Origin of the sequence: Sphingomonas longa (genome assembly GCF_016892685.1) — a bacterium.
GTDB classification, from domain to species: domain Bacteria; phylum Pseudomonadota; class Alphaproteobacteria; order Sphingomonadales; family Sphingomonadaceae; genus Sphingomonas; species Sphingomonas longa.
This window is the reverse complement of the sequence record NZ_JAFEMC010000002.1, coordinates 95657-121479: the sequence shown is the minus strand read 5'-3', so window position 1 is coordinate 121479 and position 25823 is coordinate 95657. Positions and strand designations below refer to the sequence as shown.

27 protein-coding genes are annotated in these 25823 nt (G+C 66.8%); 16 read left to right on the top strand and 11 right to left on the bottom strand.

Features of this window, described 5'->3' with window-relative positions; all coding sequences use genetic code 11:
* The first annotated feature begins 76 nt into the window (after nucleotides 1-76).
* Nucleotides 77-1054 carry an SDR family oxidoreductase gene (locus tag ILT43_RS06610; protein WP_204196824.1) on the top strand — a complete coding sequence of 326 codons (978 nt, stop codon included), beginning with the start codon at nucleotides 77-79 and terminating at the stop codon, nucleotides 1052-1054.
* A 122-nt stretch (nucleotides 1055-1176) separates the two neighbouring features.
* Here the strand turns inward: ILT43_RS06610 and grpE are convergent, their stop codons facing one another.
* From grpE to ILT43_RS06595, 3 genes are all read right to left on the bottom strand, one after another.
* Nucleotides 1177-1731, bottom strand: a complete 555-nt coding sequence (gene grpE / locus ILT43_RS06605) for a nucleotide exchange factor GrpE (protein ID WP_204196823.1) — start codon at nucleotides 1729-1731, stop codon at nucleotides 1177-1179.
* 14 nt (nucleotides 1732-1745) lie between these two features.
* A complete protein-coding gene (gene hrcA / locus ILT43_RS06600; protein WP_204196822.1) occupies nucleotides 1746-2798 on the bottom strand; it encodes a heat-inducible transcriptional repressor HrcA in 1053 nt (350 codons plus the stop codon).
* A 74-nt stretch (nucleotides 2799-2872) separates the two neighbouring features.
* Nucleotides 2873-3373, bottom strand: a complete 501-nt coding sequence (locus ILT43_RS06595; protein ID WP_204196821.1) for a DUF6438 domain-containing protein — start codon at nucleotides 3371-3373, stop codon at nucleotides 2873-2875.
* A gap of 85 nt (nucleotides 3374-3458) precedes the next feature.
* Between ILT43_RS06595 and rph the strand changes: the two genes are divergently transcribed.
* Together rph and rdgB are read left to right on the top strand one after the other, a co-directional pair.
* Nucleotides 3459-4172 carry a ribonuclease PH gene (rph, locus tag ILT43_RS06590; RefSeq protein WP_204196820.1) on the top strand — a complete coding sequence of 238 codons (714 nt, stop codon included), beginning with the start codon at nucleotides 3459-3461 and terminating at the stop codon, nucleotides 4170-4172.
* Nucleotides 4169-4810 (top strand): RdgB/HAM1 family non-canonical purine NTP pyrophosphatase, encoded by a 642-nt coding sequence (gene rdgB, locus ILT43_RS06585; protein ID WP_204196819.1) that lies wholly within the window; start codon nucleotides 4169-4171, stop codon nucleotides 4808-4810. The genes rph and rdgB overlap by 4 nt, the downstream gene beginning before the upstream one ends.
* A gap of 44 nt (nucleotides 4811-4854) precedes the next feature.
* On the opposite strand, the gene ILT43_RS06580 is transcribed toward rdgB, so the two are convergent.
* A complete protein-coding gene (locus tag ILT43_RS06580; protein WP_204196818.1) occupies nucleotides 4855-6522 on the bottom strand; it encodes an MFS transporter in 1668 nt (555 codons plus the stop codon).
* A gap of 147 nt (nucleotides 6523-6669) precedes the next feature.
* Between ILT43_RS06580 and ILT43_RS06575 the strand changes: the two genes are divergently transcribed.
* Nucleotides 6670-7518, top strand: a complete 849-nt coding sequence (locus ILT43_RS06575; RefSeq protein ID WP_204196817.1) for an endonuclease/exonuclease/phosphatase family protein — start codon at nucleotides 6670-6672, stop codon at nucleotides 7516-7518.
* 156 nt (nucleotides 7519-7674) lie between these two features.
* Here the strand turns inward: ILT43_RS06575 and ILT43_RS06570 are convergent, their stop codons facing one another.
* Entirely contained in the window at nucleotides 7675-9021 is a 1347-nt protein-coding gene (locus tag ILT43_RS06570) for an MFS transporter (protein ID WP_204196816.1), read from the bottom strand.
* Nucleotides 9022-9447: 426 nt separating this feature from the next.
* On the opposite strand from ILT43_RS06570, the gene cyoA reads away from it, so the two are divergent.
* The 7 genes from cyoA to ILT43_RS06535 are packed head-to-tail and all read left to right on the top strand — an operon-like array spanning nucleotide 9448 to nucleotide 16062.
* Complete coding sequence (gene cyoA / locus ILT43_RS06565) at nucleotides 9448-10533, top strand: ubiquinol oxidase subunit II (protein ID WP_425530291.1); 1086 nt, start codon at nucleotides 9448-9450, stop codon at nucleotides 10531-10533.
* 15 nt (nucleotides 10534-10548) lie between these two features.
* On the top strand, nucleotides 10549-12543 hold the full coding sequence (cyoB, locus tag ILT43_RS06560; RefSeq protein WP_204196814.1) for a cytochrome o ubiquinol oxidase subunit I: 1995 nt from the start codon (nucleotides 10549-10551) through the stop codon (nucleotides 12541-12543).
* A 1-nt stretch (nucleotide 12544) separates the two neighbouring features.
* The gene (gene cyoC, locus ILT43_RS06555) at nucleotides 12545-13177 is read left to right on the top strand and encodes a cytochrome o ubiquinol oxidase subunit III (RefSeq protein ID WP_211534408.1); all 633 of its coding nucleotides are present in this window, start codon (nucleotides 12545-12547) and stop codon (nucleotides 13175-13177) included.
* Nucleotides 13174-13533: a cytochrome o ubiquinol oxidase subunit IV gene (gene cyoD / locus ILT43_RS06550; RefSeq protein WP_204196813.1), complete on the top strand. Its 360-nt coding sequence runs from the start codon at nucleotides 13174-13176 to the stop codon at nucleotides 13531-13533. Before cyoC ends, cyoD begins: the two co-directional genes overlap by 4 nt.
* Nucleotides 13530-14216 carry an SURF1 family protein gene (locus tag ILT43_RS06545; protein ID WP_204196812.1) on the top strand — a complete coding sequence of 229 codons (687 nt, stop codon included), beginning with the start codon at nucleotides 13530-13532 and terminating at the stop codon, nucleotides 14214-14216. Before cyoD ends, ILT43_RS06545 begins: the two co-directional genes overlap by 4 nt.
* On the top strand, nucleotides 14216-15529 hold the full coding sequence (locus tag ILT43_RS06540; RefSeq protein WP_211534427.1) for an ATP-binding protein: 1314 nt from the start codon (nucleotides 14216-14218) through the stop codon (nucleotides 15527-15529). The genes ILT43_RS06545 and ILT43_RS06540 overlap by 1 nt, the downstream gene beginning before the upstream one ends.
* A complete protein-coding gene (locus ILT43_RS06535) occupies nucleotides 15526-16062 on the top strand; it encodes a response regulator transcription factor (RefSeq protein ID WP_204196810.1) in 537 nt (178 codons plus the stop codon). Before ILT43_RS06540 ends, ILT43_RS06535 begins: the two co-directional genes overlap by 4 nt.
* A gap of 49 nt (nucleotides 16063-16111) precedes the next feature.
* Here ILT43_RS06535 and ILT43_RS06530 read toward each other — a convergent pair whose 3' ends face one another.
* Nucleotides 16112-18463, bottom strand: a complete 2352-nt coding sequence (locus ILT43_RS06530) for a PAS domain S-box protein (RefSeq protein WP_204196809.1) — start codon at nucleotides 18461-18463, stop codon at nucleotides 16112-16114.
* Nucleotides 18464-18596: 133 nt separating this feature from the next.
* On the opposite strand from ILT43_RS06530, the gene ILT43_RS06525 reads away from it, so the two are divergent.
* Nucleotides 18597-18752 (top strand): hypothetical protein, encoded by a 156-nt coding sequence (locus tag ILT43_RS06525; protein ID WP_204196808.1) that lies wholly within the window; start codon nucleotides 18597-18599, stop codon nucleotides 18750-18752.
* Between the two features lie 28 nt (nucleotides 18753-18780).
* Here the strand turns inward: ILT43_RS06525 and ILT43_RS06520 are convergent, their stop codons facing one another.
* Nucleotides 18781-20250, bottom strand: a complete 1470-nt coding sequence (locus tag ILT43_RS06520) for a PAS domain S-box protein (protein WP_204196807.1) — start codon at nucleotides 20248-20250, stop codon at nucleotides 18781-18783.
* A 165-nt stretch (nucleotides 20251-20415) separates the two neighbouring features.
* On the opposite strand from ILT43_RS06520, the gene ILT43_RS06515 reads away from it, so the two are divergent.
* The 3 genes from ILT43_RS06515 (at nucleotide 20416) to ILT43_RS06505 (ending at nucleotide 22408) form a co-directional block, all read left to right on the top strand.
* Nucleotides 20416-20685 (top strand): GlsB/YeaQ/YmgE family stress response membrane protein, encoded by a 270-nt coding sequence (locus tag ILT43_RS06515; RefSeq protein ID WP_204196806.1) that lies wholly within the window; start codon nucleotides 20416-20418, stop codon nucleotides 20683-20685.
* Nucleotides 20686-20705: 20 nt separating this feature from the next.
* Nucleotides 20706-20858 carry a hypothetical protein gene (locus ILT43_RS06510; protein WP_204196805.1) on the top strand — a complete coding sequence of 51 codons (153 nt, stop codon included), beginning with the start codon at nucleotides 20706-20708 and terminating at the stop codon, nucleotides 20856-20858.
* Between the two features lie 128 nt (nucleotides 20859-20986).
* The gene (locus ILT43_RS06505; protein ID WP_204196804.1) at nucleotides 20987-22408 is read left to right on the top strand and encodes a glycoside hydrolase 5 family protein; all 1422 of its coding nucleotides are present in this window, start codon (nucleotides 20987-20989) and stop codon (nucleotides 22406-22408) included.
* A gap of 25 nt (nucleotides 22409-22433) precedes the next feature.
* On the opposite strand, the gene ILT43_RS06500 is transcribed toward ILT43_RS06505, so the two are convergent.
* Nucleotides 22434-23414 (bottom strand): SDR family oxidoreductase, encoded by a 981-nt coding sequence (locus ILT43_RS06500; RefSeq protein ID WP_204196803.1) that lies wholly within the window; start codon nucleotides 23412-23414, stop codon nucleotides 22434-22436.
* A gap of 209 nt (nucleotides 23415-23623) precedes the next feature.
* Here ILT43_RS06500 and ILT43_RS06495 point away from each other — a divergent pair, with 209 nt between their 5' ends.
* Entirely contained in the window at nucleotides 23624-24004 is a 381-nt protein-coding gene (locus ILT43_RS06495; protein ID WP_204196802.1) for a hypothetical protein, read from the top strand.
* 33 nt (nucleotides 24005-24037) lie between these two features.
* Here ILT43_RS06495 and ILT43_RS06490 read toward each other — a convergent pair whose 3' ends face one another.
* The 3 genes from ILT43_RS06490 to ILT43_RS06480 are packed head-to-tail and all read right to left on the bottom strand — an operon-like array spanning nucleotide 24038 to nucleotide 25739.
* The gene (locus ILT43_RS06490; protein WP_204196801.1) at nucleotides 24038-24352 is read right to left on the bottom strand and encodes a hypothetical protein; all 315 of its coding nucleotides are present in this window, start codon (nucleotides 24350-24352) and stop codon (nucleotides 24038-24040) included.
* Nucleotides 24334-25326 (bottom strand): SDR family oxidoreductase, encoded by a 993-nt coding sequence (locus tag ILT43_RS06485; protein WP_204196800.1) that lies wholly within the window; start codon nucleotides 25324-25326, stop codon nucleotides 24334-24336. Before ILT43_RS06485 ends, ILT43_RS06490 begins: the two co-directional genes overlap by 19 nt.
* On the bottom strand, nucleotides 25323-25739 hold the full coding sequence (locus tag ILT43_RS06480) for a cupin domain-containing protein (protein ID WP_204196799.1): 417 nt from the start codon (nucleotides 25737-25739) through the stop codon (nucleotides 25323-25325). The genes ILT43_RS06485 and ILT43_RS06480 overlap by 4 nt, the downstream gene beginning before the upstream one ends.
* Between the last annotated feature and the right edge of the window lie 84 nt (nucleotides 25740-25823).

Here is a 25823-nt window from a genome sequence, read left to right as displayed (position 1 = left end):
TCGCGACGGAAACCCTTCGCCAAGGAACTGCCATGCTCGCAACCGGTTAGCATTCGGGAACACGGGAGTTTCCAACATGACCGATACCGACCGCCGAACCTTCGTCACCGGCGCGGCCCTCGCCGCGGGCGTCGCCGCCGCCGCACCGGCCATCGCGCAGGGCGCCAAGCCGGCGACGACCCCGCAGGCCGCCGCCTATCCGAAGCCGCCGTTCCCGGTTCAGCGCCAGCCCTGGCCCGGTCTTGCTTCGAAGATGAACCCGCGGCCGGATCACGGTGAGACGAGCTACAAGGGTTCTGGCCGGCTCGCAGGCAAGAAGGCGCTGATCACCGGCGGCGACAGCGGCATCGGTCGCGCCGCCGCGATCGCCTATGCGCGCGAGGGTGCCGATGTAGCGATCAACTACCTGCCCGCGGAGGAACCCGATGCGCGCGAGGTGATCGCGCTCATCAAGGCGGAAGGGCGCAACGCCGTCGCGATCCCCGGCGACCTGCGCGACGAGGCGTTCTGCCGGAAACTGGTGGAGCAGGCGGCCGCAAAGCTCGGCGGGCTCGACATCCTCGTCAACAACGCCGCGCGCCAGCAGACGAGACCGACGATCGCCGACATCTCCTCGGAGGATTTCGACGCGACGATGAAGACCAACGTCTACGCACCGTTCTGGCTGACGAAAGCGGCGGTGGCACGGATGGGGCCGGGCAGCGTGATCGTCAATACGTCGTCCGAACAGGCGGGCGATCCATCGAAGGACATCATCGACTATGCGATGACGCGCGCCGCGGTGCTGAACTTCACCAAGGGCATGGCCAAGCAGCTTGCGGAAAAGGGCATCCGCGTCAACGCCGTCGCGCCGGGGCCGTTCTGGACGCCGCTACAGGTCAGCGGCGGCGCGACGCCGGAGAAGCAGAAGTCGTTCGGCGAAAGCTCGCCGCTGGGTCGGCCGGGGCAACCGGCGGAAATCGCCGGGCTGTACGTCGCGGCAGCGGATCCGGCCCTGTCCTTCTCGACCGGCCAAATCTTCGGGGCGACCGGTGGAGGTGGCCAGCCGGCTTAACGCGATCCCGTGTCCCCGCGAAGGCGAGGACCCAGTGAGCCGCAGATGCTGAAATCGTGGCTTACTGGATCCCCGCCTTTGCGGGCACGTCGGTACTGACGGCAGGGATAGTCAGCGTCAGATCACCCCGCCTTGGCGACCCCGACCAGCGCCGGCCGCAGCAGGCGGTCCTTGATCATGTACCCAGCCTGCATCTCCTGCACGACGGTGCCCGGCGGCGCATCGCTCGGCACTTCCAGCATCGCCTGATGCTTGTTGGGGTCCAGCGTCGCGCCCATCGCCTCAATCTTGGTGATGCCGTGGCGCTGGAACACGCTTTCCAGCTCGCGTCCGGTCGCTTCCAGACCCGTTACCAGACCCTTCGACTTCTCGTCGGCGCGCCAGTCGGCCGGGATTGCCGCCAGACCACGCGACAGATTGTCGGCGACCGACAGGATGTCGCGCGCGAAGCTGGTGGTCGCATAGGCGCGGGCGTCGATCGCTTCCTTTTCGGCGCGACGACGGACGTTCTGCACCTCCGCCTGCGCGTACAACACCTGCTGCTTCGCCTCCGCCAGTTGCGCTTCCAGCTCGGCGATGCGGCCCTGCGACGCGTCGTGTTCCGCGACTTCCGGCGCCGCCTCGGCGGTCTCGGCGCGCAGGTCCTCTCCGGCGGTTTCGGTCTCGTTGTCGATCATCGTATTCCCTGTACTTATTGCATCAGGCGAGCGAGCGTCGCCGCAGTGAAATCCACCATGGGCACGACGCGCGCGTAGTTCAACCGCGTCGGGCCGATCACACCGACCACACCGACCACCTGCCCGCCCGGTCCGCGAAACGGTCGCGCGATGACGGACGATCCGCTGAGCGCGAACAATTTGTTCTCCGCGCCGATGAAGATGCGCGTCGCGTCGCCGGCGCGCGCCGAGTCGAGCAGCGAGGCGATCTCCTGCTTGCCCTCCAGATCGTCGAGCAGGTCGCGGACGCGGTCGAGGTCGGCGGCGGCGGCGGCGTCGATCAGTCGGCCCTGCCCGCGCACGATCAGCACCGGGCGTCGGCGGTCGTCCTCGCTCCAGATCGCGATGCCACGTTCGACCAGCGCGCGCGCCGACGCATCCAGCGCCGCGCGCCCGTCCGCCAGCTCGCGCTCCACTCGCGACTTCGCCTCTGCCAGCGTCAGCCCACCGAGCGTCGCCGACAGGTAATTGCCCGCCTCCACCAGCGCGGATGGGTCCATTCCGTCGGGCAGGTCGATGACGCGGTTCTCGACCGCGCCGTCCTCCCCGACCATCACCGCCAAAGCCTGCATCCTCGACAGCGGCACGAAGCCGATCGAGCGCAGCGTGACCTCACGCTTCGGCACCAGCACCAGCCCGGCACATGCCGACAATCCCGACAGCGCGGCGGTGGTGGCGGCCAGCGCGTCCTCCACCGGCCCGGCGCGCAGCGCACGCGCGGCGAGTTGCGCCTCGATCGCGGTGCGCTCCTCCGTAGACGGTTCGGCGGCCTGCATCATGCCGTCGACGAACAGCCGCAGCCCGCGCTCGGTCGGCACGCGTCCCGCCGAGGTGTGCGGCGAGGCGAGCAGACCCAGCGACTCGAGTTCGCCCATGACGTTGCGGATCGATGCCGGTGACAGGTTCAGGCCGGATGCGATCGCGATCGTCTTCGACCCCATCGGCGCACCGTTCGCCAGATAGCCGTCCACCACCGCGCGAAAGATCTCGCGGGCGCGGTCGGTCAATTCGGTGACGGGCGGGGCCATGTGGGTGATCTAGAGTGTCGCGGGGCTGGGATAAAGCACCGCTTCATCCCGGTCCCTGATTGGGAAGGATTGGGTCACCGCTTGCCGATGAAGGCCGCGATCGGCAGCAGGTCCGGTGCAGCGCGCAACGTCGTCCGCATGCGGTCGTCGCTGTCGGGACGGCAACCATAGTAGAGCGACAGATGCTGCCCCGCGCCCTCCAGCCCGGTCCAGTGCACATCGACGCTTGGCATGTCGGTCGGTGCGTTGCCGCAATCGGGACTGCCCGGCTGGATCAGCCGCTCGCCCGACGCGGGGCGATACGGTGACAGCGCGGCGGCGAAGCGGCGGTACGCATCCGGTGTCATCGTGAATGACCGCAGCCCGGTGATGGCGGTGTGCGCCTTCCCCTCGAACACACCGCTGCCGTCGGGGTGAACGGTGACCGTGTAGACCGGGCAGGTGCCGAAGCACGGCGCCGTCGAGTAGCTGATCTCCTCCCGCTCGATCGGCACCGGCGCGCCACCCGGCTGAGGCATGGTCGCACACCCCGCCAACATCGTCACGGCGAACAAGGCAGTGATCTCAAGGTGCATGACTCGGTTCCTCTTTCGCACGGCCACTGGCGTGGGCCGCCCTCGAACGCTAGGGCTTGGGCTACCCGACCTTGAGGAGAGTTGAATGCGCCCCAGCGGCCGAGCGCCAGATCAGATGCGCGCCATCACCATCGAGCCCCGCTTCACCCGCCATGCGGAAGGATCGGTGCTGATCGGCTTCGGCGACACCAAGGTTCTCGTCACCGCCTCCATCGAGGAACGCGTCCCCCCCTTCCTGCGCGGCAAGGGCGAGGGTTGGGTGACGGCCGAATATGGCATGCTGCCCCGCGCCACCCACACTCGCGGCAACCGCGAGGCGGCGAAGGGCAAGCAGTCCGGCCGTACGCAGGAAATCCAGCGTCTGATCGGCCGCTCGCTGCGCTCCGTCGTCGACATGAAGCTGCTCGGCGAGCGCCAGATCGTGCTCGATTGCGACGTCATCCAGGCGGACGGAGGCACGCGCACCGCCTCGATCTCAGGCGCGTGGGTCGCCTTGCGGCTGGCGGTGGACGGGCTGTTGAAGTCGGGCAAGCTGACGACCGACCCGATCACGCAGAAGGTCGCAGCGGTCAGCTGCGGCATCTACAAGGGCACGCCCGTCCTCGACCTCGATTACGACGAGGATTCGGCGGCCGATGCGGACGGTAATTTCGTCCTGCTGGAAAACGGCAACATCGCCGAGGCGCAGGCGACGGCCGAGCACGCGACCTATGACGAGGAGGCGCTGCTGAGGCTGCTGCGGCTCGCCCGCATGGGTTGCGGCGACATCTTCCGTGCTCAAGCCGAAGCCGTGAAATGAGCGGCGAGGGCAAGGAGCCGCAGGCGATCCGCAAGCTCGCGCCGGGCAAGCTCGTCATCGCCAGCCACAACCCCGGCAAGGTTCGCGAGATCGCGGCCCTGCTGGAGGGGCATGGCCTCGATGTCGTGTCCGCGGCGTCGCTCGACCTGCCCGAGCCGGAGGAGACCGGCACCACCTTCGTGATGAACGCCGAGCTGAAGGCGCGCGCGGCGGCCGATTTGTCGGGCCTGCCTGCGCTCGCCGACGACAGCGGCCTGTGCGTCGATGCGCTGGACGGCGATCCGGGCATCTTCTCCGCGCGCTGGGGCGGGCCGGACAAGGACTTCGGCATGGCGATGCGCCTGATCGAGGATCATCTCGGCCGGATCGAGGCGGAAACGGGCACCGCGCCCGCCCGCTCCGCGCACTTCGTCTGCGCGCTGGCGCTGGCATGGCCGGACGGGCACGTCGAATGGTTCGAGGGCCGGGTCGACGGCACGCTCGTGTCGCCGGTGCGCGGCGACAAGGGACACGGCTACGATCCGATGTTCGTGCCAGACGGCCACGACCGTAGCTTCGGCGAGATGAACGACGCGCTGAAGAACGAGATCAGCCACCGCGCGGACGCCTTCCGCCAGATGGTGGCGGCGGTATTCTGATCGCCGTCTTCTCGCTCCCTTCCGGAAGAGGGAGCGAGAAGACGCTATGCCTCGATATCCCGCCGGAACGTCTCCGGCAGGAACAGCAACCCCAACACCAGTGTGATCGCGGCCAGCACGACCGGGTACCAGAGCCCGTAATAGATGTCCCCCGTCGCCGCGACCATCGCGAAGGCGGTCGTCGGCAGGAAGCCGCCGAACCAGCCATTGCCGATATGATAGGGCAAGGACATCGACGTATAGCGGATGTTGGTGGGAAACAGCTCCACCAGCAACGCCGCGATCGGGCCGTAGACGGCGGTCACCAGCAGCACCATGAAGAACAGGATCGCGATCACCAGCGGCGTGTTCATGCCTGCCGGATCGTATTTCGCCGGATAGCCGGCGGCGGCGACCGCAGTCTTCAGCGCGGCCTGATAGGCGGCGATCGCGACCTTGCGCGCTTCTCCGCTCACGGCGGCAGGATCTGGCGCGACGAAGCTGCGGTCGCCGATGCGAACCTGGGCGATCGTGCCCGCCGGAGCCTCGACATTCGCGTAGCTGATGCCGTTCTTCGCCAGCCACGACTTGGCGACGTCGCAGCTTTTCGCGTCGAACCTGTTGCGACCGATCGGATCGAACTGGACCGAGCAATCCGCATCGTGGCTGACGACCGTCACCGGCGACCGTGCCTGCGCCGCCGCCAGCGCCGGATTCGCGGCCTGCGTCAACGCGCCGAACAGCGGGAAATACGTCAACGCCGCCAGCGCGCAGCCCGCCATGATGATCGGCTTGCGCCCGATCCTGTCCGACAGCCAGCCGAAGATCACGAAGAACGGCGTTCCCAGCGCCAGCGCCACCGCCATCAGCACGTTGGTCGTCGCGCCGTCGACCTTCAGCATCTTTTCTAGGAAGAACAGCGCGTAGAACTGGCCGGTATACCAGACCACCGCCTGCCCCATCGCCGCGCCGAACAGCGCGATCAGCACGATCTTCAGGTTGCCCCAGCGCGCGAACGCCTCCGTCAGCGGGGCTTTCGAAGTCTTGCCCTCGTCCCTCATCCGCTGAAACGCCGGGCTCTCCGCCAGTTGCAGCCGGATCCACAAGGACACGCCGAGCAGCACGATCGAGATGATGAACGGCAATCGCCAACCCCACGCCGCGAACGCCGCCTCTCCGACAAACGTCCGGAGCCCGATGACGACGAGCAACGCCGCGAACAGCCCGAGCGTCGCGGTCGTCTGGATGAAGCTGGTATACAGGCCGCGCCGGTGCGCCGGAGCGTGCTCCGCGACATAGGTCGCCGCCCCGCCATATTCGCCACCCAGCGCCAGCCCCTGCAACAGCCGCAAAAGCACCAGCAGCAACGGCGCGGCGACGCCGATCGTGGCGTAGGACGGCAACAGACCGACGGCGAAGGTCGACAGGCCCATGATCCCCATCGTCACGAGGAACGTGTTCTTGCGCCCGACCAGATCGCCGATCCGCCCGAACACCAGCGCCCCGAACGGCCGCACCGCAAATCCTGCGGCGAACGCGCCTAGTGCAAGGATGAAGCCCGTCGTTTCGTTGACGCCCGAGAAGAACTGCGCCGAGATGTACGTCGCCAGCAGGCCGTACAGGTAGAAGTCATACCATTCGAACACGGTGCCCAGCGAGGAGGCGATGATGACCTTCTTGTCGCTCTGGAACGTCGCGTCTCCAGCAGCGGCGCCTGCATATGCCGTCATCATGCTCTCCCCCGAATTGCCGCGATCTAAGCGCAGTTCGGCGACGAAGACCACCCGCGGCTATCATCGTCGCGAAATGGAAGCAGAGCTGGCCTGACCGTCGCGGCGGTGGCTAAGAGCGCTACGATCCCCCACGCTCGAAGGAGAGTGATGTTGAACCGGTTCCTGCATCTCCTGCTGCCAGCACTCGTGCTCTCGCCGAGCGCGGCCACGGCCCAGACGCTGAAGGTGATGACCTTCAACGTCCGCTATGCCTCCGACGAGGGGCCGCAGGCTTGGCCTCTGCGGCGGCCGGTGATGATCGCGTTGCTGAAACAGGCGCGGCCCGACCTGATCGGGACGCAGGAGCTGTTGCAGCGGCAGGGCGACGATCTGGTCCGCGCGCTGCCCGGCTATCGCTGGTTCGGACGCGACCGGCGGGGCGAGCACAAGGACGAACATATGGGCGTAATCTATCGCCCCGACCGGCTGCGCCTCGTCCGACAGGGTGATTTCTGGCTGTCCGAGACTCCCGACGTCGTCGGCAGCTCCAGCTGGGGCACCGACCTGCCGCGCATGGCGACCTGGGCGGTGTTCGAGACGCTGGACAAGCCGACCTCGGGCAAGCAGCGGAAGCGGTTCGTATTCGTCGACACGCATCTGGCTCACCGCGATCAGGACGACGACGCGCGCGACCGTGCCGTCGCAACGATCCTTGCCCGCCTGCCGAAGCTGGCGGCGGGATTGCCCGTGATCGTGGCGGGCGACATGAACGCACGACCCGAGACGGCGGCGTACAAGCGCTTCGCCAAGGCGCTGACCGACGCACGGACGGCGGCGACGCAGGTCCGCGGTCCGGAGAATACGTTCCACGACTTCACGGGCAACCCGGATCGCCGGATCGACTACCTGTTCGTCCGCGGGTTCAAGGTTGGGACGCTGGAGACGGGCACATTCCACCTGGGGACGACCTATCCGTCCGATCACTTCCCCGTCACGGCCGCCGTCAGCTTTCGATAACGCCCGCTTCTCTGTCGTCAGGCGAGGACTTGCATCTTCTCCCCTCCCGTTCAGGGGAGGGGCTGGGGGTGGGGCGGTGCCGCGAGCAGGTCGCCTGTGGAGAGGCCCCACCCCAACCCCTCCACTGAAGGGGAGGGGCTAAAGCGTGCCCCTCATTCAGGCACTCCGCCGCGCCCAATCCTTGTTCCATCCCAGCGCGGCCAGTGTGCAGATCGCGCCCGACAGCAGATACGCGCCGACCGACCACAGCCCGACCCGGCTGGCGAGGAACAGCGCGATCAGCGGCGCGAAGCCGGCCCCGATCAGCCACGCCGAATTGGCGACGATCGCCGCGCCGGTATAGCGGTGCTGTACCGGGAACCGGTCGTTGACCGCCCCCGAGGACTGACCGAACGCCAGTCCCAGCAGGACGAATCCGCCGAGCATGTAGATGGTCTCGCCGAACCCGCCCGCGCCCAGCAGTTGCGGCGCGAAGCCGGAATAGGCACCGATCAGCACCGCCGACACGCCCAGCACCGCGCGCCGGCCCACCCGGTCCGCGATCAGGCCCGAGGCGAGGATCGCCAGCACGCCGACCACCGCACCCGCCGCCTCGATCATCAGGAAGCGCACCGGCGTTTCGCCCGCATAGAGCGTCACCCATGACAGCGGGAACACCGTGACGAGGTGGAACAGCGCGAAACTGGCGAGCGGGGCGAACGCGCCGAGCACGATCGTCCGCCACTCGCTGAACAGCGTCGCGAAGGCGGGCGACGGCTGCAATTCGCGGCTTTCGAACAGGCGCGTGAACTCCGGCGTCGCGACCAGCCGCAGCCGCGCGAACAGCGCGACGACGTTGATCGCCAGCACCACGAAGAACGGATAGCGCCAGCCCCAGGCCAGGAAATCCTCCGGCGACAGGATCGCCAGCAGATAGCCGAACAGCGCCACCGCCACGAGCAGGCCGAGCGGCGCGCCGAGTTGCGGGATCATCGCGTACCAGCCGCGCTTCTCCTCCGGCGCGTTGAGCGACAGCAGCGACGGCAGCCCGTCCCACGCCCCACCCAGCGCGACGCCCTGACAGAAGCGGAACAACCCCAGCAGCACCGCCGCGACCGGGCCGACCTGCGCGTAGCTGGGCAGCAGCGAGATCGCCATCGTCGACCCGCCGAGCAGGAACAGCGCCAGCGTCAACTTGACGCCGCGCCCGTGCATCCGGTCGATCCACATGAACAGCAGCGTGCCGAACGGCCGCGCCACGAACGCCAGCGCGAACAGCGCGAACGAATAGAGCGTGCCGGTGACCGCATCGACATAGGGGAAGATCAGCTTCGGAAAGACCAGCACGGAGGCGAGCGCGTAGACGAAGAAGTCGAAGAACTCGCTGGTCCGCCCAACGATCACGCCAATCGCGATCTCGCCCGGTGCGATGCGGTGCCCGCCATCATGGCCGACACCCGCATTGACGAGGCGCGCATCGCGTTCGAGCGGCGTCGAGGTCGCATTCGCGGTGGAGGCTGTCATCGTCCGTCATGCTCCTGCGGCACCGGGCCGCTCTTCTGCGTCGCGCAGCCCACGGGCTACCATAGCGCCCCTTTGCCCGCGATCGACGGATGACGGGATTGGACAAAATGTCCAATGGGGCCGCGGCCGCTGGGGTCGTATCGGGCCATCATGCGCGAACACCCGTCCGTCCCACCTACCGCATTGTCCGGCTCCCGGCCTCCGTTCGTCTCGAGCAGGGATCGAGCTTGTCGAGAGCCCGTGTCGAGAGACAGGGGCCGCGAAACGCGCTTCGGTCTACTCTCTCGATACGCCGTCTCGACGGGCTCGACGGCTACTCGAGACGAACGGAAGGAAGAGGCGAAAGGTCGCAGGGTAAGCCAAGGTGCGCTCCGCCGTCTCGGTCTCATCCCGCTGCTCGCTCTGGCCGGCTGCCAGCATGCGGTGCTGAACCCCGCGGGCGACGTGGCGCTGCAACAGCGCAACCTGATCTACGCGTCGACCGGGCTGATGCTCATCATCATCGTACCGGTGCTGATCCTGATCGTGCTGTTCGCGTGGCGCTATCGCAAGGGCAATCGCGACGCGACCTACGATCCGAAGTTCGACCATTCGACCTCGCTGGAACTCGTGATCTGGTCCGCGCCGCTGCTCATCATCATCGCGCTCGGCGCGCTGACCTGGTCCAGCACGCACCTGCTCGACCCGTTCCGCCCGCTCGACCGCGTGGCGGCGGGCAAGCCAATCGACAAAAAGCAGGTGCCGATGCTGGTGCAGGTCGTCGCGATGGACTGGAAGTGGCTGTTCATCTATCCGGAACAGGGCATCGCGACGGTCAACGAACTGGTGCTGCCGGTCGATCGGCAGGTGCGGTTCGACATCACCTCGACCAACATGATGAACAGCTTCTACGCGCCGACGCTGGCGGGGATGGTCTACGCCATGCCCGGCATGCGCAGCACGCTGCACGCGGTGTTGAACAAGCCGGGCGAGTTCGAGGGCTTCTCGGCCAATTATAGCGGCGCGGGTTTCAGCGACATGCGCTTCAAGCTGCGCGGCGTCGACGCGGCGGGCTTTGCGCGGTTCGTCAGCGACGCGAAGGCGAGCGGCCGGTCGCTGTCGACGCCCGCCTACCTCCAGCTCGAACGGCCCAGCGAGAAGGTGCCGGCGATCCGCTTCGCCGCGTTCCAGCCGGGGCTGTTCGACAAGGTCTATAATCGCTGCGTCCGCCCCGGCACGCCCTGCATGAGCGACGTGATGATGCGCGACCAGCGGGCAGGCGGCGGCGATCCGCACGACATGCGTGTCGGTTCGGGCATGCCGCAGGGGCGCGACACCGCGGAACCGCCGCGCGGCACCAAGCCCAAGGGCGCATTGTTCAAGGACGCGGACGAGATCGCCCCTGCCCCGAACGTCACCAAGGAGCGCAAACCCGGCGCGCCGGGGTCGACGCAGCCCGACAGCCCGCGCAACCGCGACATGTCCTTCCTTCTGCCGACCGTACCGGGCATCGCCCGGACGGCCCGCGGCTAAGCCGCCGGAGCCATCATGATCGATCCATCCCTTCTCAAGACGATCTTCGGACGTCTGAGCTTCGAATCCTTCCCGATCCACGAGCCGATCCTGCTCGTCACCTTCGCCGGCGTCGTGGTGATGGGCAGCGCGCTGCTGTTCGCCGTCACGAAGTACCGCCTGTGGGGCTGGTTGTGGCGGGAGTGGTTCACGTCCGTCGACCACAAGAAGATCGGCATCATGTACATGATCCTCGGCATCATCATGCTGCTGCGCGGGTTCGCCGATGCGGTGATGATGCGCCTGCAACAGGCGATCGCGTTCGGTGGCAGCGACGGATATCTGAACGCGCACCATTACGATCAGGTCTTCACCGCGCACGGCACGATCATGATCTTCTTCGTCGCGATCCCGCTGGTCGTCGGCCTCATCAACTATGTCATGCCGCTCCAAATCGGCGCGCGCGACGTGGCGTTCCCGTTCCTGAACAATCTCAGCTTCTGGCTGACCGTCGCGGGCGCGCTGCTGGTGATGGTGTCGCTGTTCGTGGGCGAGTTCAGTCGCGCCGGCTGGCTCAACTACGTGCCCGTGTCGAACCTCCAGAACAGCCCGGACACCGGGCCGGATTATTATCTCTGGGCGCTTCAGATCGCGGGCGTCGGCACGACGTTGTCGGCGATCAACATGGTCACCACGATCATCAAGATGCGTGCGCCCGGCATGACCATGATGAAGATGCCGGTGTTCTGCTGGACCGCCTTGTGCAGCAACGTGCTGGCGGTCGCGATCTTCCCGATCCTGACGGCGGCGTTCGCGCTGTTGATGCTGGACCGGTATGTCGGCACCAACTTCTTCACCAACGATCTCGGCGGCAACCCGATGATGTACTGGAACCTCGTGTGGATCTGGGGTCATCCGGAGGTCTATGTGCTGGTCCTGCCGGTCTTCGGCATCTTTTCGGAAATCACCTCGACCTTCTCGGGCAAGCGGCTGTTCGGCTATTCGTCGATGGTCTACGCCACCGTCGTCATCACGATCCTGTCGTTCCTCGTCTGGCTGCACCATTTCTTCACGATGGGGTCGGGGGCCAGCGTCAACAGCTTCTTCGGCATCGCGACGATGGTCATCTCGATCCCGACGGGCGCCAAGATCTTCAACTGGCTGTTCACGATGTACCGTGGCCAGATCCGGTTCGAGCTGCCGATGATGTGGACCGTCGCGTTCCTGCTGACCTTCACGGTCGGCGGCATGACCGGCGTGCTGCTGGCGGTGCCGCCCGCCGACTTCGTGCTCCACAACTCGCTGTTCCTCGTCGCACATTTCCACAACGTCATCATCGGCGGCGTCGTGTTCGGGCTGTTCGCGGGGATGTACTACTGGTTCCCCAAGGCGTTCGGCTTCCGCCTCGACCCGTTCTGGGGGAAGGTCAGCTTTTGGGGCTGGGTGATCGGTTACTGGGTCGCTTGGACGCCGATCTATATCGTCGGCCTGATGGGCACGACGCGCCGCGTCCGCCATTTCGAGGACCCGACGCTGCAACCCTTCTTCATCGTCGCGGCGATCGGCGTGGGGATCATCGCGATCGGAATTCTCGCGTTCCTGATCCAGATCGCGGTCAGCATCAGGAACCGCGAGGCGCTGCGCGACACCACCGGTGATCCGTGGGACGGCCGCACGCTGGAATGGTCGACCAGTTCGCCGCCACCAGCCTACAACTTCGCGTTCACGCCCGTCATCCACGACCTGGATGCGTGGTATGACATGAAGTCGCGCGGGCACGAGCGGCCCGCGGGCGGCTATCGCCCGATCCACATGCCGCGCAACACCGGCACGGGCGTGATCCTGTCGGGGCTCGCGCTGGTGCTGGGCTTCGCGATGGTCTGGTACATCTGGTGGCTGGCGGTCCTGAGCTTCGTCGCACTGATCGCGGTGACGATCGGCCACACGTTCAACTACAACCGCGACTACTACATCCCGGCCGACGAGGTCGCGGAGGCCGAGCGAGCCAGCCTCGCGGCGGCGGGAGCCTGATATGTCGACGCACAGCATGACCGCCGACGGCGCGGCCCCCGGCTTCTACGTCATCGACGAGGAGGAGCATCACGGTCCGGGAGCGAGCACGTCGCTCGGCTTCTGGATCTACCTGATGAGCGACGCGCTGATCTTCGCGACGCTGTTCGCGACGTACGGCGTGCTCAGCACCAGCTATGCCGGCGGTCCGGCCCCGCGCCAGATCTTCGAACTGCCGCTGGTGGCGGTGAACACCGCGATGCTGCTGCTGTCGTCGATCACCTTCGGCATGGCGGCGATCGCGGCGGACGAGGAACGGCCGGGCGCGACGCGCCTGTGGCTGGGCATCACCGCGCTGTTCGGCGCGGCGTTCGTGGGGATCGAGCTGTACGAGTTCGCCAGCCTGATCGCGGAGGGCGCGACGCCGCAGCGCAGCGCGTTCCTGTCTGGCTTTTTCGCGCTGGTCGGCACGCACGGGCTGCACGTCCTGTGCGGCCTGATCTGGATCGGCGTCATGCTGGTGCAGATGAGCCTGCACGGGCTGAACGCGGACAATCGCCGCCGCCTGATGTGCCTCGGCATGTTCTGGCATCTGCTCGACGTCGTCTGGATCGGCGTCTTTACCTTCGTCTACCTGCTCGGAGTGCTGCGATGAGCCACGACACCCACCCTGCCGCCGGCAGCCACGGCTCGCGTCGCACCTACCTGATCGGCTTCGCGCTGTCGGCGGCGTTGACGGCGATCCCGTTCTGGCTGGTGATGACGGGGGTGCTGGTCGACGCGCAGGCGACCGCGCTGGCGATCATCGCCCTCGCCTTCGTTCAGATCGTCGTCCACACGACCTGCTTCCTGCACGTCAATTCACGCTCCGAAGGGGGATGGACGATGATCGCACTGATCTTCACGATCGTCATCGTGGCGATCGTCATCAGCGGGTCGATGTGGATCATGTTCCACCTGAACGGCAACATGATGCCGATGACCGGCGCCGGCATGACCGAAATGCCATGAAGCGCCGCCTGTTGCTCGGCCTTTGCGTGCTCCTGGCGTTCGCCTTCGCGGCGCTGGGGGTTTGGCAGGTCGAGCGGCGGGCATGGAAGCTGGACCTGATCGGGCGGGTGACGGCGCGCTCCACCGCCGCCCCCGCCCCGCTGCCGCCGCGCGCTGCGTGGCGCGAGGATCAGAGCTATCGCCGGGTTCGCGTCACCGGCACGCTGCTGAACGACCGTGAGACGCTGGTGCAGGCGGTGACAGACTATGGCCCCGGATGGTGGGTGATGACACCGCTCAGGACCGACACCACGACGCTGCTCGTCAATCGCGGTTTCGTTCCGAACGAGCGGCGTGACCCGAAAACGCGGCAGGCTGCACGGTCGAACGATCCGGTGACGATCACCGGCCTGCTCCGCACCACCGAGCCGGGCGGCGGCTTCCTGCGCAGCAACGACCCCGCCGCCGGCCGCTGGTACTCGCGCGACGTGGCGGCGATCGCGCGCGCACGAGGATTGCGCGACACCGCGCCCTTCTTCCTCGACGCCGACGCGACGCCCAACCCCGGCGGCTATCCGGTCGGCGGCCTGACCGTCATTGCCTTCCGCAACAATCATCTCGTCTATGCGCTGACATGGTTCGCGTTGGCCGCCCTGTCGGTCGCAGGTGCGGTGATGACGTGGCGGAAGGAGGGCACGCAGTGATGGACCGGCCCCTGCTCGCGCTGACCCGCCCGCGCCTTGCCACGCGCGAGGCGCTGTCGCCGGAAACGACGGCGGCGGAGAATATGCGCCAGCTGGTGCAATTGCGCTGGATCGCCGGCGCTGGGCAGCTGCTGACGATCCTGTTCGTCGGCGTCGTCCTGCGCGTGCCCCTGCCGCTCGCCCCGATGCTGGGAGCGGTAGCGCTGATCGCGGTCGTGAACCTGGCGATCGTCGGTCTGCTCGCGCGGCACCGGATCACCAACGGCCAGATCATGCTGGCGCTGCTGTTCGACATGGCGGTGCTGACCGCGCAACTCTACTGGAGCGGCGGCGCGACCAATCCCTTCATCTCGCTGTACCTGCTTCAGGTCGTGCTGGGCGCGATCCTGCTCGAAACGTGGTCGGTGTGGGTCCTCGTCGCCGCGACCAGCCTTTGCTACGCCGGGCTGACGATGCGGAGCGTGCCGCTGGTGTACCCGGTCGGGCTGCTGCCGGAGGAGGGCGACCTCTACACACTCGGCGCATGGCTGGCGTTCGCAATGATCGCGACGCTGCTGGTGCTGTTCATCACCCGTATCAGCCGCAATCTCCGCGCCCGCGACGAGTACCTCGCCGACCTGCGCCAATATGCGGCGGAGGAGGACGGCATCGTGCGAATGGGCCTGTTCGCCAGCGGCGCGGCGCATGAACTCGGCACGCCGCTCGCGTCGCTGTCGGTGATCCTCAGCGATTGGCGGCGCATGCCGAAGCTGGCGCGCGATCCCGAACTGGCGAGTGAACTGGAGGAGATGCAGGCGGAAGTCGAACGCTGCAAGGCAATCGTCAGCGACATCCTCCACTCCGCCGGCGAACCCCGCGGCGAGGCGATGGCGAGCATCCCGGCACGCGCCTTCCTCGACGAGGTCGCCGCCGCATGGCAGCCGACGCATGCGGGCGTCCCTCTGGCCTACCGCCGTGCCGATCTGGATGACGCCCAATTGGTTGCCGATGCATCGCTTCGGCAGGCGATCTGGAACCTGCTCGACAACGCCGCGGAGGCGGCGCCCGGCGGGGTCGAACTGACCGCAGCGATCGGCGCGGAGGGGCTGACGATCACGGTATCGGATCGCGGACCCGGCTTTACGGAGACGCAGCTTGCCGGGATCGGCAAGGCCTATCGTTCCAGCAAGGGTGCCGGTCACGGGCTGGGGCTGTTCCTCGCCAGCAACGTCGCGCGCCGCTCCGGTGGGCGTCTGGAGGCCGCAAATCGGCGCGAAGGCGGCGCGCAGGTGACGCTGATCCTGCCGCTCGTCACCAAGCCGGAGGGACGATGACCGACCCTGTTCGCCGCCTGATGATCGTCGAGGACGACGCCACCTTCGCGCGGACGCTGCAACGCTCGTTCGAACGGCGCGGCTATCTGGTGTGGGTGGCGCGCAGCCCGGAAGAACTCGACGCACTGCTGGTTGAGGCCGCGCCGGGCTATGCGGTGGTCGACCTGAAACTGGGTACGGCGTCCGGCCTGACCTGCGTCGAGCGGCTACACGCGCACGACCCGAAGATGCTGATCGTCGTCCTGACCGGCTTTGCCAGCATCGCCACCGCGGTGGAGGCGATCAAGCTCGGCGCGTGCCACTATCTCGCCAAGCCTTCGAACACCGACGATGTCGAAGCCGCGTTCAGCCGCGCGGCCGGCGACACCGATGTCGCGATCGGCGAACGCGCGTCCTCGATCAAGACGCTGGAGTGGGAGCATATCAACGAAACGCTGGCGGAGACGGGATTCAACATTTCCGAAACCGCACGCCGGCTGGGCATGCACCGCCGAACGCTGGCGCGGAAGTTGGAAAAACGTCCGGTGAAGTAGCCGAGCACCGCGCGCCGATCGGCCTTGGAGGCACGATGTCCCGCAAACGTCAGATGCCGTCCCCCAGCATCTGCCGGATACGCGTCGCCAGCGCCTCCATCGCGAAGGGTTTGGTGATCATCTCCATCCCCGGCTCCAGAAATCCCGACGCCATCGCCGCGTTTTCGGCATAACCGGTCATAAACAGCACCCTCAGTGCCGGTCGCAATTCGCGCGCGGCGTCAGCCAGTTGCCGACCGTTCAGACCCGGCAGGCCGATGTCGGTGATCAGCAGGTCGATCCGTCGCCGCGATTGCAGCACCTCCAGCCCCTTGGATCCGTCGACCGCCTCGATCGCGCGATAGCCGAGTTCCTCTAGCTCCTCCACGATCAGGCCGCGCACGACCACCTCGTCCTCGACGACCAGCACCACCTCGCCGTCTTCGGCCTGATGGGCTTCGGTCAGTTGCGGCAGCGGCTCGTCTTCGTCGGCTGCGCCGCGGTGGCGCGGCAGGTAGAATTTGAACGTCGTCCCCTGCCCGACCTCGGAATAGATCTTCGCGTATCCTTCGGACTGTTGCGCAAAGCCGTAGATCATCGACAAGCCCAGCCCCGTCCCCTGCCCGATCGGCTTGGTCGTGAAGAAGGGCTCGAACGCCTTGGCGATCGTGCCGGCATCCATGCCGGTGCCGGTGTCGGTGACGCAGATGCAGACATATTGGCCGGGCTTCACACCCCGTTCGCGGGCGGCATAGGCACTGTCGAGATGCGCGTTGCACGTTTCGATCGTCAGCTTGCCGCCGTCCGGCATCGCGTCGCGGGCGTTGATGACGAGGTTCAGGATCGCGCTTTCCAACTGGTTGGGATCGCACAGCGTCACCCACAACCCGCCCGCCAGCACCAGCTCCATCTCGATCCGCTCGCCGATCGTTCGGCGCAGCATGTCCTCCATCGATGCGATCAGCGTATTGGCTCGCACCGCCTTGGGATCGAGCGGCTGGCGGCGGGAGAAGGCGAGCAGCCGGTGGGTCAGCGCCGCCGCCCGCTGCGCCGCGGTCGACGCCCCGGTGATGAAGCGGTCGAGGTCCGCTACCCGCCCCTGTGCGACGCGGCGCTGCACGATCTCCAGACTGCCGGTAATGCCCTGCAAGAGGTTGTTGAAATCGTGGGCGATGCCGCCCGTCAGCTGGCCGACCGCTTCCATCTTCTGCGACTGGCGCAGCGCCGCCTCCGCCTCCGCCAGCGCTTCGCCGGCGGCGACTTCCGCGGTTACGTCGCGACCGAAGCCATAGAAGGTGCCGTTTTCAGGGACCGTCGACCATTGTATCAGCCGCTCTTCGCCGTCCTTGCACCGTAGCGTGGTGCGATATTCCATCAGCGGCGTGCCGGAGCGAAGCGTCTCGACACGCTCTGCCCAAAACGCCTCGTCGTCGACCATGAACTCGGTCGTGCGACGGCCCAGCGTCTCGCGGCGAGTCCAGCCCAGCGCCTGCGTCCACGACGGATTCACGTCGGTGATGCGGCCGGTGGCATCGGCAACGACCTTCAACACCGGCGACAGCGTCCAGATCCGCTCGCGATCGCGCGCGAGCCGGCGCTCGTCCGTAATGTCGCGTCCGACGGCGTGGATGCGGTTGGCGTCGGGCACGGCGGTCCACGCGAACAAGCGGTACTCGCCGTCCTTGGCACGGTAGCGGTTCTCGAAGGCCAGCGTCGTGATGCCGCGGCTGAGCTTCGCGACCTCCGTCGCGGTTTCGTCCATGTCGTCGGGGTGGATGAAGTCCCCGAGCGATCGGCCGACCATCTCGTCTTCGGCCCATCCCAGCAGCCGCGTCGCGGTCGGGTTCACTGCTGTGATCGCCCCCTCGAACGTGCACACCAGCAGCAGGTCGCGCGATAGCGACCACAGGCGATTGCGGTCGTCCTCCAGTTGCTGGCGGGCAAGGACCTTTTCCGTCGTCTCGATCACCACAGCCACGACGCCCAACGGCTGCCCATGCTCGTCGCAGGCGGGCGAATATTCCAGGTCGGTCCACATCCGGCGGGGTGTGCCATCGCGGATCAGCGTCAGTTCCTGATCCTTGTACGACAGTGTCCCGCCCTCGCGGTACACCCGCTGCATCACGTTGGCGTTGAAGTCGGCGACCTCGTGCCACCCCTCCAGCACGTTGGTGCCGAGAAGCGCCGGATGTCGCGCGCCTGCAAAGCTGCGGTAGGCATCGTTGTAGATCATCACGCCGCGGTCGCCCCACAACGTGACGATCGGCACCGGCGAGTGCAGGACGAAGGCCAGCATCGTCTTCATCGCCGCCGGCCACGTGTCGATCGGCCCAACCGGGGTCGTCGCCCAGTCGAATGCCGCGATCCGCGTCGCCAATTCCCCATCGCCCGCCAGAAAGGGCTCCTTACCTGTCCTCGGCACTGCTTTCCTCGTCTTCCGCAGCCGCTCCGTCGCAACGATCTTCGATGCTTTTGCGCAACGGATGGCACCAAATGCCCCAGCCGCGCTTTAGGAGCAAATGTCTGTGCGAGAACCTATAGTTGCCGTCGGCTTTTTGACCGCACGCGATCTCGACGTGCTGGGAACCGGGTTTCACCGGCTGTTCCCGGTGCAACAGGACGGCGCGTTCGCCGACCTGCTCGACAAGCTCGACGCGATCGAGGCGGTGCCTCATCGCGACGGGTTGTTGCTGCACCCGAAGGATCGCTGACAGCGCAGGGGGGCCTGGAGGCGTACCGTCAGTCCGACCGCGTGCCCATCCCGCGCTCGCGCCCCCACACCACCGCGCCGCTGCGCCGGTTGACACCGATCTTGGCGTAGAGCCGCGCGACGTGGTTGCGGACGGTATTGCGAGACAACCCCAGCCGCGCGGCGATCGCCGTGTCGTCGATGTCGTCGCAGATCAGGTCCAGGATCTCGCGTTCGCGCGGCGTCAGTTCGGCGGTCGGCGCGCGGGCCTCCGGCCGGCGCAGCGTCGCCAGCTTGTCGAGGATCGAGCGACTGAGCCAACTCGCATCCTTCATCACCTCGTCGATTGCATCGGCCAGGTCGGCCTCGCTGCGCCGCCGCTCGGTCACGTCCTGATAGACCCACAGGATGCAAGGCGCGCCCTGTACGCCGATCGTCTCCGCCGACACCAGACAATCGACCGGCCCATCGGACTTCGACATCAGCCGCGCATCACAGTCGCGGACACTGCCGCCCTCGGCGACATCCCGCTCGATCGCCGCGCGGGCGTCGGCATCTTCCCATAAACCCAGCTCGTCGGCGCTGTGGCCGACCGCCTCATCCTCGGCATAGCCCGTCAGTCGTCTAAAGGCTGCGTTGATGCTCACCATCCGGTGATCGGCATCGCGCGTCACCGCCATCGCCACCGGCGCCATTTCGAAGATCGTCTGCAAGTGGCGCTCGCTGGTCGCCAGCGCCGCCTCCGCCTCTCGCCGCGGCTCCAGATCGGCGAAGGTCAGCAGCATCGCATCCTCCTGCGTCACGTCGATCGGCTGGCCGGCGAAGAGCACCAGCCTGCGCGCCCCCGCCGCCGTTAGCAGTTCCGCCTGTGATTGGTCGACGATCTCACCCGCCTCCAGCCGCTGCCGCACCTCGGTCGGGTCGGGCAGGCTCCCGAGCAGATCGAGCCCGAACAGCGTCTTGCCGACCACCTGCTCCTCACCGAACCCGGTCAGCGCCATGAAGCCGGCATTGATCCGGACGATGCGCTGGTCGCTCAGCCGCACCACGACAGCGGGTGCCGGGTTCGCCTGGAACATCGCGTTGAAGCGCGCCTCCGCGTCGAAGCGTTGCGACACGTCGCTGATGACGAGCGCGAGGTAATCGGGTTCGCCACCGTCGACATCCATCGTCACGTCGCGCACCTGATGCACCCAGCGCACCTCGTCCTCGCCAGCGGGAGCGACCTCGACGATCAGGTCGGGGAAGCGATCGCCCGCCAGCAGCCGGAACAGCGGATATTGCCGATGCTTCAGCGGCTTGTGATCACCGTCCCGCAGCGCAAAGCGCTCCGCATAGCCCTCCGCGGTCGTGCCGAGATCGTTGACGTCATCGACCCCGTGCATCCGCAGCGCCGCGGCGTTGGCGTCGAGGATCGTTCCCGCAGGATCGATCAGGATCACTCCGTCGAGCAGTTGCGCCATCAGTTGCTGGAGGTGGCGCAGCGTCGGCGCGCTGCCGTGTTCGGGAGTGTCTGGCATGGCGGCTGAAGCGCGCGACGGGCCTCACCTGTTCCCGGACCGGATACCTATTCGATTAGTACATCAGCACCCATCGGCGCATTAGATCGACTGCTCGCGATCTGAACAACCGTGGCCGGCGATCCGTTGAACGCCCCGTAAGCTCCATCAACAGAGGGAATAATCATGGGTCTCATCGTACTTCTCATCGTCGGCGGCCTGATCGGGTGGGTTGCCAGCATGATCATGCGTACCGACGGTCAGCAGGGCATCCTGCTCAACGTCGTCGTCGGCATCGTCGGCGCACTGCTCGCCGGCTTCATCGTCACCCCCCTGATCGGCGGTGCGCCGATCACCAGCGGCGTCATCAGCATCCAGTCGGTGCTCGTCTCGCTCGTTGGTGCGATCGTTCTGCTCGCGATCATCAACCTCTTTCGTCGCGGCTCGGTCCGGTGAAGGAAGGCCCGCATCGGCTGATGGCGATCTTCGACAGCATCGCGGAGGCCGAACGCGCCGCTGCCGTGCTCAGGAAGGCCGGCGTTCCCGATCGGGTCATTGCGATCCTGCCCTTGCACCCCGGCGACGCCGCTGGTGCAGGCGGAACGCACACTGAACCGTCGCTTCACTAAGATCGGAGCCGGTAGCGCCAAGTGCGTTGCCGGCTCCGAACCTGTTCGGCCGCTTCGCTCCGCGAGTATCAGCCAGATCAATACATTGCGTGTGGCGATGTGGCGGATCGGCAGCTAACCTGACCGGCGTGCTCCCGAGTTCAGGTTCCCGCAATCCGCCCCTCGCGCGCATCGGCGTCCTGCCGAACCTGCCTTACTTCGTGACCGACGACGGGTCACCCTGGACGCCGATCGGCCATAACGACGCGATCACCTGGCCCGAACTCGCTCCCCTATTCCGCCGCCGCGACATGGCTGCGGTCGAGCGGCATCTGGTCTGGCTGCGCGATCACGGCGTGACGTGCATCCGGCTGATGCTGGAATATTGCCACGGCGAGCATCGTTATCTGGAGCGACCGGCCGGGCGCTTCGTCCCCAACATGGTCCGCTTCTGGGACGATCTGTTCGTACTGCTGGAGAAGGTCGGGCTGCGCGTGCTGCTCACGCCGTTCGACACGTTCTTTATGTGGATACGGTGGCGGCACCACCCCTATGCGCGTGCGAACGACGGCCCTTGCGCGGCACGCCGCACCTGGCTGACCTGTCCCGACACGCGCGCCGCGATCAAGCAGCGGCTGGCGTTCGCCAGCGATCGCTGGGGCGGCAGTCCGGCGCTGTTCGCGTGGGACATCTGGAACGAGATCCATCCCGCTCACGGCGGCGACGATCCGGCCACCGCCGCGCCTTTCATCGCCGACATCGCCGGCTGGCTGCGCGATCACGAGATCGAGCGACGCGGTTGCGCCAACCTGCAGACCGTGTCCGTGTTCGGTCCCGAGTTGATCAACCACCCCTCGCTCGTGGAGGCGATCTTCCGCCACCCCGCGCTCGATTTCGCCAACACCCACCTCTACGAAAAAGGTACGATCGACGCGCCGCGCGACACCATCGCGCCCGCTCTGGCCGTGGCACGCCTGATGCGCGCTGCCGTGACTGAGGCGGGACCGGGCCGTCCCGTCTTCGATTCCGAACACGGGCCGATCCACAGCTTCAAGGACCGCAAGCGCACCCTGCCGGACGCGTTCGACGACGAGTATTTTCGGCACATCCAATGGGCGCATCTCGCCAGCGGCGGCGCGGGCGGCGGCATGCGCTGGCCCAATCGCCATCCGCATGTCCTGACCGCCGGGATGCGAGAAGCACAGCGCGTGCTGTCGCTGTTTCTGCCGGCGATCGACTGGACGCGGTTCCGTCGCCGCAACCTGTCGAAGGAGATGCGATGCAGCGATCCGGGCGTCGCGGTCGTCGGCTGCGGCGACGATGCGCAGGCGCTCGCGTGGCTGGTCCGCACGGACGCGACCGGCCGGGACGGGACGATGGAGGCGCGCACCGACGCGTCGGCTGTTACGCTGACCGTGCCGGGTCTGGCGGACGGCACCTACACCGTGACGGCGTTCGACACGAAGACCGGGATATCGCAGCCGCTATCAACCGCCACCGCCAGCGGCGGCATCCTGCGCGTCGCGATCGGTCCGGTCAGGACCGATGTGGCGGTGGCTATCCGCCGGTGACCATTACCTTGGAACAGGCGGATCTTCAGATCGTCCCCGTTCCCCCGTTCGCGCCGAACACGCTGCCGTCTGTGTAGCTCAACTCCCCCGACGCGAGGGCGACGTACAACGGCGCGAGTTCCGCCGGCTGGCCCGAGCGCCCGAGCGGTGTGTCCTGCCCAAATTCGTGCATCTTGCCCGGCAACTGCCCGCCCGCGACCTGAAGCGGTGTCCAGATCGGCCCCGGCGCGACGGCGTTGACGCGGATCCCCTGCTTCGCGACCTGTTTCGCCAGCGCCTTGGTGAAGATCGCGATCCCACCCTTGGTGGTGGCGTAATCGAGCAGTTCCTTCTCTGGCGCGAACGAGTTCACCGACGCGGTATTGATGATCGCCGATCCCGGCTTCATCAGCGGGATCGCCGTCTTGGTTATCCAGAACATCGCGTACAGGTTCGTCTTCATCGTGCGGTCGAACTGTTCGAAGCTGACCTCCGCGATCGAGTCCTTCGACTGCTGGTACGCGGCGTTGTTGACCAGGATATCCAGCCCGCCGAGCTTGCGGTTGGCATTGCCCACCAGATTAACGCAAAATTCCTGATCGGTCAGGTCGCCGGGGATCAGCGTGATCTTGCGCCCCTCCGCACGGAGCAGTTTGGCGACGTCCTGCGCGTCGGGCCCCTCGGTGGGAAAATAGTTGATCGCGACATCGGCGCCCTCCCGCGCGAAGGCGATGACCGCCGCGCGACCGATGCCGGAATCGCCGCCGGTGACCAGCGCCTTACGCCCCTGCAACTTGCCCGATCCGCGATAGCTCCGTTCACCGCAATCGGGCACCGGCGTCATGTCGCGCTGAAGCGCCGGCCATTTCTGGCGCTGCTCGGGATAGGGCTGGCTGGTGTATTTGGTCTGCGGGTCTGCGAATGGTGGCGGCGCGCTCGCCTGTGCCAGCGCAGGCGCAGCGGCAACGGCGGCACCGGCGACGGCCGCGCCCTTCAACAAGTCTCGGCGATTGGCAAGGTCGGTCATGACAACACTCCTGCGAATTGATGCAAGAACAGCGTCGATCATCGGAAAAGGTTCATGCTTTCCAGTAATTTAGAGGATGTTGGAGCAAAGCGCTTGATCCCGATCAAGCACTGCAACCTATGTTGCCGTTCGCATGGAATCAGCGGAGCCATCGGCCGTTACGCCTCGTTAGCGGCGCGGGATTTCTCCCGTACGAGAGGATGTGCCTGATGGCTGTCAAATTTGCCGGAACGATGAACGCGATCAACCGCGGCCTCGACGAAACCAAGCCCGACAAGGGTGCGCACATGGTCGAGGATTGGGAGGCCGCGCTGGCCGATCTGGACTTGACCGGAGCAAAGGGTATCCTCCGCGACCTGGGTTCGCTGCGCAAGCAGCTCGAAAAGGATACGCCGGATGCCGACCGCGTCCACGCGCTACTGCACCGCCTGGGTGTCGCGACGACGAAGATCGCGGACAAGGCGGATAAGTCGCAGGACAAGTTGAAGGCACTCGGCGAGGCATTGACCGAGGCGGGCGAGGATCAGCCCGACGAGGATGAAGACACGGAAGCCGCCGCCGCACCAAAGCGCGCGCGCAAGAAGGGCTGACGTCGGCGGGGCGGTCGGACCGGCCGCCCCGTGTTATTCGTCGATTGCCGCATGCCAATCGGCGTAGGGAGTATTCGCCGCCATATGGCGGTTGAGATCGTCGCCCTGCCACCACACCGGACCACGCTCGCCAAGACCGATCTTCGCCGCATTCACATCCGACCGCGCCGCCTTCAACGCCGCGGCGTCCCCGCTGGCCAAGGCCGACCGCACGGCACGGCGCGCGGTCATCAGCCGATCGACCAGTGCCTGCCGCTCGTCTTCCGCCAAGTTCGGGTTCGCGCGCCGCCAAAGGCGTCCGCGCACCACGATGTAGCGGCCGTCCGGCGTTACCGGCGGCGTTGCCATAGCCACGCACCCACCGCGGCGAGCCCGACGGCGGCCGTCGCGCCCGCCGCGGCAGCCGCCTTGCGTCGCCGCTCAGGGTGGCGACGCCCGCCATCCGTGCCGCTGGCGCCGGAGGGCGGCTCGTGGAGTGTGCCGCTATCGTCTTCGCCCGTGTCCGCCCTGCTCGCCCAGACATCCATAAAGCCGTTCATCATCGCCGCACCCAGGTTGGGCGCCGCGAACTGGCCGAGCTTCAGCGCGATCGCCGGCGCACCGACCACGGTCGTGTTGCGGGGATGCCGCGCGAGCCGGACCACCGCCCTCGCGACCGTTTCCGGCGCGAGCGCACCGGGCGGCAGCGACAGCTTGGCGCCCGTATAATTACCCGCGTGGTCGATGCCCGGTGTGTCGACAAAGGTGGGATACACATCGCAGATGTGGATGTTCGGCCGCTTCGACACTTCGCCACGCAGGGCCTGACTGAACCCGCGCAATCCGAATTTGCTCGCTGCATAGGCCGCCGCATAGGGCGTCGCGACGAAGCCGCCGACCGAGATCATGTTCACCCAGGTGCCGCGATCCTGCGCGAGGAAGATCGGCAAGACCGCGTGGACGTCGTTCATGTGACTAACCAGATTCGTCTCGATCACCCGCGCGTGATCCGCGATCGGAACGTCCTGATACTTGCCGACGACCCCGACCCCAATGCAGCTGAACCACAGGTCGATGCCGCCCAGCCTGTCGCGCGCCGACGCCGCGAACCCGGCCACCGCCGCGGCGTCGGTCGCGTCGACCACCTGCACCGCGGCATCGCCACCCGCTTCGCGACAGCGACGGGCGATATCCTCCAGACCGGCTTCACCGCGCGCGCCCAGCATCAGCCGTGCGCCCTCCTGTGCGAAGGCGATTGCGGTCGCCGCGCCGATCCCGCTCGACGCACCGGTGATGACGACGCGCAGCGGCGCGCCGTCCTTGCCCGCCGCCGCGCCGCTCATCGCCCGACTGCCTCCTTGACCGCATCCGCCGCCTTGGCGAGCAGACCCTTCTCGGCTTCCTCAGCCTCTTCCTTGGTCCTGAACGCCGCGCCCTCCGGCTCCGCAGGCGGGGCGTAGACGGAGAACAGCTTCAACTCGCCCGAACCCTTGTTGACGATATTGTGCTGCGCGCCCTTGGGTACGACGACGAGGTGGTTGGGACCCGCCTTGGTCGAATGACCGTCGATCACGACGTGCGCATCGCCGGCGACGATGAAGGTGGTCTGGTCGGCCGGATGCGTTTCCATGCCGATCTCCTCGCCGGCCGGGATGCTCATCAGGACGATCTGCACCTTCTTGTCGCGGTAGACCTCCTTCTGCCAGAGCTCGTTCCGCGTCGCGAGGTCGACCATATCCTTGTTGAAGATCGTCATCTTGTTCTCCTGTCGGCGATATCGACAGGTTCGACGCACGAGGCGCGGCGGGTGTTCCTAAATTCCTGCTGGCATCAGGCAATC

Coding starts and splice junctions, on each gene's coding strand:
- cyoD (WP_204196813.1), top strand. CDS start 13,174: ATGAGCCACGACACCCACCCTGCCGCCGGCAGCCACGGCTCGCGTCGC.
- ILT43_RS06575 (WP_204196817.1), top strand. CDS start 6,670: ATGTTGAACCGGTTCCTGCATCTCCTGCTGCCAGCACTCGTGCTCTCG.
- ILT43_RS06595 (WP_204196821.1), bottom strand. CDS start 3,373: ATGCACCTTGAGATCACTGCCTTGTTCGCCGTGACGATGTTGGCGGGG.
- ILT43_RS06485 (WP_204196800.1), bottom strand. CDS start 25,326: ATGAGCGGCGCGGCGGCGGGCAAGGACGGCGCGCCGCTGCGCGTCGTC.
- ILT43_RS06545 (WP_204196812.1), top strand. CDS start 13,530: ATGAAGCGCCGCCTGTTGCTCGGCCTTTGCGTGCTCCTGGCGTTCGCC.
- ILT43_RS06570 (WP_204196816.1), bottom strand. CDS start 9,021: ATGACAGCCTCCACCGCGAATGCGACCTCGACGCCGCTCGAACGCGAT.
- rdgB (WP_204196819.1), top strand. CDS start 4,169: ATGAGCGGCGAGGGCAAGGAGCCGCAGGCGATCCGCAAGCTCGCGCCG.
- ILT43_RS06540 (WP_211534427.1), top strand. CDS start 14,216: ATGGACCGGCCCCTGCTCGCGCTGACCCGCCCGCGCCTTGCCACGCGC.
- cyoC (WP_211534408.1), top strand. CDS start 12,545: ATGTCGACGCACAGCATGACCGCCGACGGCGCGGCCCCCGGCTTCTAC.
- cyoB (WP_204196814.1), top strand. CDS start 10,549: ATGATCGATCCATCCCTTCTCAAGACGATCTTCGGACGTCTGAGCTTC.
- ILT43_RS06490 (WP_204196801.1), bottom strand. CDS start 24,352: ATGGCAACGCCGCCGGTAACGCCGGACGGCCGCTACATCGTGGTGCGC.
- ILT43_RS06515 (WP_204196806.1), top strand. CDS start 20,416: ATGGGTCTCATCGTACTTCTCATCGTCGGCGGCCTGATCGGGTGGGTT.
- ILT43_RS06495 (WP_204196802.1), top strand. CDS start 23,624: ATGGCTGTCAAATTTGCCGGAACGATGAACGCGATCAACCGCGGCCTC.
- ILT43_RS06480 (WP_204196799.1), bottom strand. CDS start 25,739: ATGACGATCTTCAACAAGGATATGGTCGACCTCGCGACGCGGAACGAG.
- ILT43_RS06510 (WP_204196805.1), top strand. CDS start 20,706: ATGGCGATCTTCGACAGCATCGCGGAGGCCGAACGCGCCGCTGCCGTG.
- hrcA (WP_204196822.1), bottom strand. CDS start 2,798: ATGGCCCCGCCCGTCACCGAATTGACCGACCGCGCCCGCGAGATCTTT.
- grpE (WP_204196823.1), bottom strand. CDS start 1,731: ATGATCGACAACGAGACCGAAACCGCCGGAGAGGACCTGCGCGCCGAG.
- rph (WP_204196820.1), top strand. CDS start 3,459: ATGCGCCCCAGCGGCCGAGCGCCAGATCAGATGCGCGCCATCACCATC.
- ILT43_RS06580 (WP_204196818.1), bottom strand. CDS start 6,522: ATGATGACGGCATATGCAGGCGCCGCTGCTGGAGACGCGACGTTCCAG.
- ILT43_RS06610 (WP_204196824.1), top strand. CDS start 77: ATGACCGATACCGACCGCCGAACCTTCGTCACCGGCGCGGCCCTCGCC.
- ILT43_RS06520 (WP_204196807.1), bottom strand. CDS start 20,250: ATGCCAGACACTCCCGAACACGGCAGCGCGCCGACGCTGCGCCACCTC.
- ILT43_RS06535 (WP_204196810.1), top strand. CDS start 15,526: ATGACCGACCCTGTTCGCCGCCTGATGATCGTCGAGGACGACGCCACC.
- ILT43_RS06500 (WP_204196803.1), bottom strand. CDS start 23,414: ATGACCGACCTTGCCAATCGCCGAGACTTGTTGAAGGGCGCGGCCGTC.